The 7,561-nt window shown below is 62.5% G+C and carries 8 protein-coding genes and 1 pseudogene; 4 read left to right on the forward strand and 5 right to left on the reverse strand.

The features are described 5' to 3' along the window. Window positions 1-55 precede the first annotated feature (55 nt). The 4 genes from sseA (at window position 56) to Q0X85_RS10390 (ending at window position 3,506) form a co-directional block, all read left to right on the forward strand. Entirely contained in the window at window positions 56-913 is an 858-nt protein-coding gene (gene sseA, locus Q0X85_RS10375; protein ID WP_297771829.1) for a 3-mercaptopyruvate sulfurtransferase, read from the forward strand. After that, window positions 913-2,097 (forward strand): amino acid aminotransferase, encoded by a 1,185-nt coding sequence (locus Q0X85_RS10380; protein ID WP_297771830.1) that lies wholly within the window; start codon window positions 913-915, stop codon window positions 2,095-2,097. Before sseA ends, Q0X85_RS10380 begins: the two co-directional genes overlap by 1 nt. 64 nt (window positions 2,098-2,161) lie before the next feature. Next, complete coding sequence (locus Q0X85_RS10385; RefSeq protein WP_297771831.1) at window positions 2,162-2,680, forward strand: DUF3280 domain-containing protein; 519 nt, start codon at window positions 2,162-2,164, stop codon at window positions 2,678-2,680. 1 nt (window position 2,681) lies between these two features. After that, window positions 2,682-3,506, forward strand: a complete 825-nt coding sequence (locus tag Q0X85_RS10390; protein WP_297771832.1) for a quinoprotein dehydrogenase-associated SoxYZ-like carrier — start codon at window positions 2,682-2,684, stop codon at window positions 3,504-3,506. Here the strand turns inward: Q0X85_RS10390 and Q0X85_RS10395 are convergent. From Q0X85_RS10395 to Q0X85_RS10415, 5 genes and pseudogenes are all read right to left on the reverse strand, one after another. Further along, window positions 3,500-4,057: a PQQ-dependent catabolism-associated CXXCW motif protein gene (locus Q0X85_RS10395; RefSeq protein WP_297771833.1), complete on the reverse strand. Its 558-nt coding sequence runs from the start codon at window positions 4,055-4,057 to the stop codon at window positions 3,500-3,502. The two genes, Q0X85_RS10390 and Q0X85_RS10395, sit on opposite strands and share 7 nt — an antisense overlap. Next, a complete protein-coding gene (locus Q0X85_RS10400; protein WP_297771834.1) occupies window positions 4,054-4,881 on the reverse strand; it encodes a substrate-binding domain-containing protein in 828 nt (275 codons plus the stop codon). The genes Q0X85_RS10395 and Q0X85_RS10400 overlap by 4 nt, the downstream gene beginning before the upstream one ends. After that, complete coding sequence (locus Q0X85_RS10405; RefSeq protein WP_297771835.1) at window positions 4,865-5,401, reverse strand: c-type cytochrome, methanol metabolism-related; 537 nt, start codon at window positions 5,399-5,401, stop codon at window positions 4,865-4,867. Before Q0X85_RS10405 ends, Q0X85_RS10400 begins: the two co-directional genes overlap by 17 nt. Window positions 5,402-5,483: 82 nt before the next feature. Next, window positions 5,484-7,286 (reverse strand): methanol/ethanol family PQQ-dependent dehydrogenase, encoded by a 1,803-nt coding sequence (locus tag Q0X85_RS10410; RefSeq protein ID WP_297771836.1) that lies wholly within the window; start codon window positions 7,284-7,286, stop codon window positions 5,484-5,486. A 150-nt stretch (window positions 7,287-7,436) separates the two neighbouring features. Then, a pseudogene (locus Q0X85_RS10415) lies at window positions 7,437-7,561 on the reverse strand (S-(hydroxymethyl)glutathione dehydrogenase); the annotation flags it as partial.

Genomic DNA, 7,561 nt, shown 5'->3' on the forward strand with positions numbered 1-7,561 from the left:
TGCCCTTGCGCCCCGCAGACTGTAGCAACAACGCGTCTGAACCCGGGGGGCGCACATGGCCACTGATGATCCGAAAACCCTTGTTTCCACCGATTGGCTTGCAGCCCATCTCAAGGACCCCGACTTGCGGGTTCTGGATGGCACCATGTTCATGGCCGCCGAGGGCCGCGACGGGCACGCCGAATACGCGGCCGCGCATATCCCCGGCGCGCGGTTCTTCGATATCGACGAGATCAGCGATGCGCGCTCGGAGCTGCCGCATATGGCCCCGCCGGTTGAGAAATTCATGTCCAAGCTGCGCGCCATGGGCGTGGGCGACGGGCATCAGGTGGTGGTCTATGACGCCAAGGGGCTGTTTTCCGCCGCGCGGGTCTGGTGGCTGTTCCGCCTGATGGGGCAAGAGAACATCGCCGTTCTGGATGGCGGCTTCCCGAAATGGCAGGCCGAGGGGCGTCCCACCGAGGACCTGCCGCCGGTGATCCGCGACCGGCACATGACGGTGCGCCGTCAGAATCACATGGTCAAGGATGTCACGCAGGTCTCTGCCGCCGCCAAGCTGGGCGATTACGAAATCCTCGATGCCCGCGCCGCCGCGCGCTACCGCGGCGAGGCGCCAGAACCGCGCGAGGGGCTGCGCGCCGGGCATATACCCGGCTCGAAAAACGTGCCCTATACCTCGCTCTTGAACGAGGACATGACGATGAAGGACCCTGACGATCTGCGCGCAATCCTTGCCGCAGCCGGGGTCGATATGACCAAGCCGGTCATCACCTCCTGCGGCTCCGGTGTGACCGCGGCGGTGATCAATCTGGCGCTGGAGCGGGTCGGCAAGACCGATCACGCGCTCTATGACGGGTCATGGACCGAATGGGGCGCGTTTCCGACGCTGCCCGTCGCCACTGGAGAGGCATGATGTTCGAGCAACTCAAGGAAAAACCGGCCGACAAGATCCTGGCGCTGGGCCAAGCCTATCGCGAGGATCCGCGCGAGACCAAGATCGACCTTGGCGTCGGTGTCTACAAGACACCCGAGGGCGTGACCCCGATCATGCGCGCGGTCAAGGCCGCCGAAAAACAGCTTTGGGAAATCGAGAGCACCAAAGCCTATACCGGCCTTGCCGGGGACCCGGCGTTCACCGATGCCATGGTGGGGCTGGTTCTGGGCGATGCGGTGGCGCGCGATCAGGTCTCGACCATCGCCACGCCCGGTGGCACCGGCGCGGTGCGGCAGGCGTTTGAACTGGTCAAGATGGTGAACCCGCAGGCGCGGGTCTTCGTGTCAGATCCGACATGGCCCAACCACCTGAGCATTCTTGCGCATATGGGGATGGAAACGGTCTCTTATCGCTATTTCGACAGCAACACATGCGCCGTCGATTTCGCCGCCATGCTCACCGATCTGGAGGGCGTGCGCGCAGGCGACGTGGTGCTGCTGCATGGCTGCTGTCACAACCCGACCGGGGCCAACCTCAACATGACCGAATGGGCGGCGGTCGTTGAACTGCTGAACGCCAAAGGCGCGCTGCCGATGATCGACATCGCCTATCAGGGCTTTGGCGACGGGCTGGAAGAAGACGCGCGCGCCGTCCGCTTTGTCGCGGCGAACTGCCCCGAGATGCTGATCGCGGCAAGCTGTTCCAAGAATTTCGGTATCTACCGCGAGCGCACCGGTATCCTGATGGCGGTGGCGCAGGACGCGGCGCTCGGCAAAGTCACGCAGGGCAATCTTGCCTACTTGAACCGACAGAACTATTCGTTCCCGCCCGACCACGGCGCGCGCCTCGTCAGCATGGTGCTGACCGATGCCGATCTGCGTGCTGACTGGCAGGCGGAACTGGAAGATGTACGCCTCGGCATGCTGAAACTGCGCGAGCAGCTGGCAGGCGAGTTGCAGCGCCTCTCGGGGTCTGACCGCTTCGGCTTTATCGCGCAGCATCGCGGCATGTTCTCGCGGCTGGGCGCCACACCCGAGCAGGTCGAACGACTGCGCGAGGACCATGCAATCTACATGATCGGTGACAGCCGGATCAACATCGCCGGGCTCAATGCCGACACGGTGCCGATCCTCGCCAAGGCGATGATTGACGCGGGCGTTTAACGGCTCACGTTTCTCCGCCCAAAGTCGCATATCGCAGGGATCGCTCTGCGCGTAATGTCGAGCCATGAAACGGGCGTTCTTTCTCGGGCTTCTGGCCGGGTTGCTTTCGGTATCTGTCGCTTTCGCGCAGGGGCTCGTGCCGCTGCGTCAAGGCGCGAGCGTCGCGTTTCTTGGGGTCACCTTTATCGACACGTCCACCGAAGGCGCCTACAATCCCGTGCGCGAAGATGAAACCGCGCGGCTGGCACTGGTCGAGAAAGACGTCGCGGATCGCTTCGCTCAGGAAGGGTTCGAGATGCTCGACATCTCCCCCATCGCCCCCGATCTGGATAATCTCAGCAACCCCGCAGATTGCTATGGCTGTGAAACCCGCCTCGCCGATCGCCTCGGGGCTGATTATGTTCTCGTTGGAGAAATTCAAAAGGTCTCCAACCTGATCCTGTCAATGAATCTGGTCCTGCGTGCGGTCCCCAGCGGTGAGGTGGTGCGCGCCCGCGCCGTCGATATCCGCTCCAACACCGACGACTCGTGGCTGCGCGGCATGCGCTATATTTTCAAGACCCACATCTTTGCGGAGGGATGACATGAAACGAGCGATGCTGGCCCTGGCGGCGGTGATAATGATCTCGGCAAACGGCCCCGCGCGGGCGCAATCCGCCTGGCCTGACATTCAGGACGCGCTTTTCGGTGACGCGCCGGTGATTGCGCATAGCACGCAGGTCCGCCTCGACGCCCCTTACCGCGCCACCGACGACGCGCGCACCGCGCTGGGGGGCCACGTGACCGCACCTCCCGGTCAGAAGATCACGACCGTCATGCTCATGATCGACGAAAACCCGGCCCCCGTCGCCGCCGAGTTTCAACTGGCCGAGCCGCGATCCGAGTTCGCCTTTTCCCTGACAACGCGAATCAACGGGCAAACCCCGCTGCATCTGGTGGCCCTGACCGACGCGGGTGAACGGCACATGGCCGAAGCCTATCTGAAAACCTCCGGGCAAGGCGCCTGCGCCGCCCCACCGGGCACGAACCCCGAAGACGCTCTGGCCACATTGGGCGACATGGAGCTTGCGTTCCTCCCCGCTCTCGACGCCCCCAGCAAGAGCGTGAACACCCGCCTCGCCGCGCTCGCCGGCAAGGTCACTGCGCTCGACGTGGATATCAGCCATCCCAGCCATTCCGGCCTCGCGATGGATCAGATCACGCTGCTATACGTGCCGATGCGTGTGGTCGACGAGGTCGCCATTTCGCTCGACAATGCGCCATACGTGACCATGACAGGCAGCATTTCCCTCTCGGAGAATCCTCGCCTGCGGGTCTCGATCCCGGACGGCGTCAGCACGGCAGAGGTGATGTTGCGCGACACGGATGGAACGATCAGCCACGCACGCACAAGCCTCGCCGCCTACTGAGAGCTGCCCGGCTCTCCCGGCATGGCTTCGACCCGCTCAAGCGGATAATCCTCCATATCCCAGCCATCTGTGCCATCGGGAAACCAATAGACATGGGCATATCCCATTTCGAGCGCCCGCTTGGCCGCATTCCAGGACATCCAGCAATCCATCAGGCAGAAAAACAGCACCGGCTGCTCGGGATCGTCTCCCGTCGCCTGCGCCAAACCCTCGCGCAAATAACGCCGGGTTTCCTCAGCTATACGCTCATAGCCGGTATTCGGAAGCCAGATCGCACCGGGGATGGAATGGCGCGGCTTTTCCCGCCAGATCGTGCCTTCGGGCAGCTTTGCAGGTTTTGGCGGACGCGGCAGCACATCGACAAACGCAACCTCGCCCTGCCGCCACAGCGCATACGCAGCTTCGGCATCGACAACCTCAGCGCCTGCAAGGGTCGCAGGAACAGGCGCGCGATACGGCGCGCCCCGGTAGCCGTCCGGCTCGGGCACGCCTTCCGCTGATACCGGGACGGCGACGCTCAAGAGCAGCCACGCCAGCCCCGCTCGCATCATTGCGACAACACCTTGGCCTCGGTTCCCATATCATTGAGAAGCGGCACACCCGCCTCATGCAGGATCGCGTCGATCTCTGCCTGATTGCGGCGGATCAGTGAGTTGAGCTGACGCTTCCACTGGTCCTCTCCCAGCCGAACGCCCATGGTGATCCGGTAATACATCTTGGGCGCGCCGGCCTCATTCAAAAGAGGCACCACCTTGAGGTCGGGATGATCGCGTTTGACCAGCGGCCCGCCGATCGGCCCCCAGAGGACTGCCGCGTCGATCTCGCCCGCCTCCAGATCGCCAAGCATGTCCGTGGCGGGCGATTGCACCCGTCGATCTACAAACAGCGGATAGGCCCGCGCCTTGGACATCAGCCCGTTGCGCGCCATGTGCGTGCCCGGCGGGCTGCCCGCAATGATACCGACCACCTTGTCCTTGAGCCGCGGGTCGGACAGCGTCACCACATCCGACAACGCGCCATCGCGCGGTACGATCATCGTGTAGATCGACGTCATGTAGTGGTTGGTGTTCTGCACCATTTCATGGCCCTGCGCGAAGCCGATGATCACATCGCAGCGTTTCTCGCCCAGAGTACGGCGCACGAACCCGGTTGCCATGGGAAACCAGGTGTACTCCACCGGTTTTTCCAGCCGATCCGCCAGCAACTCGGCAATCTCGTTCTCAAACCCGGTGCCAGCCTCGGTCGACATCGGATCATTGGCCGGGTCGGCACAGACACGCAGGGCGGACTGAGACACCAGTTCCGCCATTTGCGCGGCGGCCATGCCCGGCAGAAGGGCACAGGCCAGCGCGAGGCCCTTAACCCATGCAGTCATCTTCAAACGCCTGGATCTCATCCGATTTCGCTTCCTTCTTGGCGGGACGGCCCCGCTCGACAGCTCCTACGCCACGCGCCTTGAGGTAAACATAGATGTCATCGATATAACACATGACATTGGGGTTGTTGCCGAATGACGGCATGACAGAGTTTTCGGACGCGTTCACATTCTGAATACCTCCGGCCACCGCCGCGAGGAATTCGTAATACTCCATGTCGCGCGCCGAATTCTTGAGCGCGGGCGCATAGCTCGAGCCTTCACCATCCGGACCGTGGCAGACATGGCATTCCGCGTGGTATCTGCGAAATCCGGAATAGGTCAGCCAATCGACCGTACCATCTTCGGCAACATTGAAGGTCGGAATGTCCTCTTCGGTGAAATAGCGCCCGCCCTCTTCATAGGCTGCGGCAAACTTCGGATCGTCAGGCGACGGGGTCTCCTCCGCGAGGGCCGGCGCAGCGGCGATGGCCAGGCAGCTGGCAAATCCTGCGGACAAGAGACGGCGGATGGTCATCATTCGTAGCTCCTTTGGGCTTTGATGCGGCGGCGCGGCACCTTGGAGGCGCCGCGCCGCTTGGGTCATGCGATACGATCAGGGATCAATCGGGCAGCTTGAACACGGTCAGCTGACCGCCAAGCGCGGTGTAGTCGCTCAGGGCCGCGTAACCGCCCACGGCGCCCAGACCGGCATTCGGATCGGTCAGACCGGCCGCAAGGCCAATCCCGGCCCAACCACCAATACCCGACAGGATGCCGACGAACTGCTTGCCGTCATGCTCGTAGGTCATCACGTTGCCGATGATGCCGGACGGCGTCTTGAAGCTGTAAAGCTCCTCACCGCTCTCAGAGTCGATCGCCTTGAGATAGCCTTCGAGCGTGCCGTAGAACACGATATCGCCCGCAGTCGCCAGAGCACCTGACCACACCGAGAACTGCTCGGGGATCGACCACTTGATCTTACCCTCGATATTGTCCCAGGCGATGAAGTTGCCCATGCCACCATGGCTGCCGGGCGCGGGATACATCGCAAGCGTCGCACCCACATAGGGCTGACCGGCGGTATAGCTCACGCGGAACGGCTCGTAGTCCATGCAGACGTGGTTGGTCGGGATGTAGAACAGGCCGGTTTTCGGGCTGTACGCCGAGGGCTGCTGGTCCTTGGTCCCCAGAGCCGCCGGGCAGATACCCGTGCTGTTCACATCCTCGCCATTTTGCTCGGTGGAGTATTCGGCGACCACGGCCGGACGGCCATAGGTATCCGAGTCGGGGTCCATGTCGACACCCGTGGTCCAGTTGACCACCGGATCGAATTTCTCCGCCACCAGCAATTCGCCGGTTTCACGGTCCATCGTGTAGCTGAGACCGTTCCGATCCGGGTGGGTCAAGAGCTTGCGCATCTCGCCGTCGACTTCCTGATCGGTCAGGATCATCTCGTTGACGCCGTCATAGTCCCACTCGTCATGCGGCGTCATCTGATAGAGCCACTTGGCCATGCCGTCATCGGGGTCGCGCGCCATCACGGTCATCGACCACCGGTTGTCGCCCGGACGCTGGCCGGGGTTCCATGTCGACGGGTTGCCGGTGCCGTAATAGAACAGGTCCAGGTCGGCATCATAAGAATACCAACCCCAGGTTGTCCCGCCACCGATCTTCCACTGATCGCCTTCCCAGGTGTTGAGGCCCGAGTCCGGCCCAACCGGCTCGCCCAGATGGGTGGTGTTTTCCGGGTCGATCAGCGTATCGCTGTCCGGCCCCATGGAATAGGCACGCCACACTTGCTCGCCGCTGTTCATGTCATAGGCGGTCACGTGCCCGCGCACGCCAAACTCGCCGCCCGAGATGCCGACGATCACCTTGTCCTTGACCGGCAGAACCGTCGCCGTGTTGGTCTCGCCAATCGAGGGGTCGCCGTTCACGGCGGTCCATGCGACCTCACCGGTCTTGGCATCCAGCGCAACGACCTTGGTATCGGCCTGATGCAGGAACACCTTGCCATCGGCGTAGGCGACGCCCCGGTTCACCGTGTCACAGCACATCACCGGGATCACGTTCGGGTCCTGCTTGGGCTCGTACTTCCAGATGATCTTGCCATCCTGTGCGAGATCGAGCGCGTAGACGATGTTGGGGAATGGCGTATGGACATACATGATTCCGTCCACCACCAGCGGCGAGCCTTCGTGACCGCGCAGAACGCCGGTCGAGAAGGTCCAGGCGACCTGGAGATCGTCAACGTTGTCCCGGTTGATCTGGTCCAACTCGGAATAGCGTGTGTTCTCATAGTCGCCGGTCTGGATCGCCCATTGCGTGGGGTCGTCGATCAGCGCCTGAAGGTCGCTGTTCGCGGCCGCCAAGCCGGACGATCCGACTAAAAACGCCGCAGACATCAAGAGTGATTTCTTCATTTGTTCCTCCCTGGGTCAAAATTCTGGTCGTTGGCCTTACGAAGCGTGTCGCCCCTGGCCGGTGCCCCCGCGCGCCTGTCATCCTCCGTCTGGCGCAGGGGCTGTCATCATTTCAGTCGTTGCGTCACCCTCCCTTTGGTTTTCGCTACGTCAATAGACGACGACGCTTCTGATGCTTTCGCCGTTGTGCATCATGTCGAAGCCTTTGTTGATGTCGTCGAGGGGCATTGTGTGCGTGATCATCGGGTCGATCTCGATCTTGCCCTGCATGTACC

The sequence above is a fragment of the uncultured Roseovarius sp. genome (assembly GCF_947259555.1).
GTDB lineage: Bacteria > Pseudomonadota > Alphaproteobacteria > Rhodobacterales > Rhodobacteraceae > Roseovarius.

Bases quoted from the DNA above. Each gene is read 5' to 3' on its own strand.
- Q0X85_RS10405 (WP_297771835.1), bottom strand. From the start codon at position 5,401: ATGATGACCATCCGCCGTCTCTTGTCCGCAGGATTTGCCAGCTGCCTG.
- Q0X85_RS10390 (WP_297771832.1), top strand. From the start codon at position 2,682: ATGAAACGAGCGATGCTGGCCCTGGCGGCGGTGATAATGATCTCGGCA.
- Q0X85_RS10410 (WP_297771836.1), bottom strand. From the start codon at position 7,286: ATGAAGAAATCACTCTTGATGTCTGCGGCGTTTTTAGTCGGATCGTCC.
- Q0X85_RS10380 (WP_297771830.1), top strand. From the start codon at position 913: ATGTTCGAGCAACTCAAGGAAAAACCGGCCGACAAGATCCTGGCGCTG.
- Q0X85_RS10400 (WP_297771834.1), bottom strand. From the start codon at position 4,881: ATGACTGCATGGGTTAAGGGCCTCGCGCTGGCCTGTGCCCTTCTGCCG.
- Q0X85_RS10385 (WP_297771831.1), top strand. From the start codon at position 2,162: ATGAAACGGGCGTTCTTTCTCGGGCTTCTGGCCGGGTTGCTTTCGGTA.
- Q0X85_RS10395 (WP_297771833.1), bottom strand. From the start codon at position 4,057: ATGATGCGAGCGGGGCTGGCGTGGCTGCTCTTGAGCGTCGCCGTCCCG.
- sseA (WP_297771829.1), top strand. From the start codon at position 56: ATGGCCACTGATGATCCGAAAACCCTTGTTTCCACCGATTGGCTTGCA.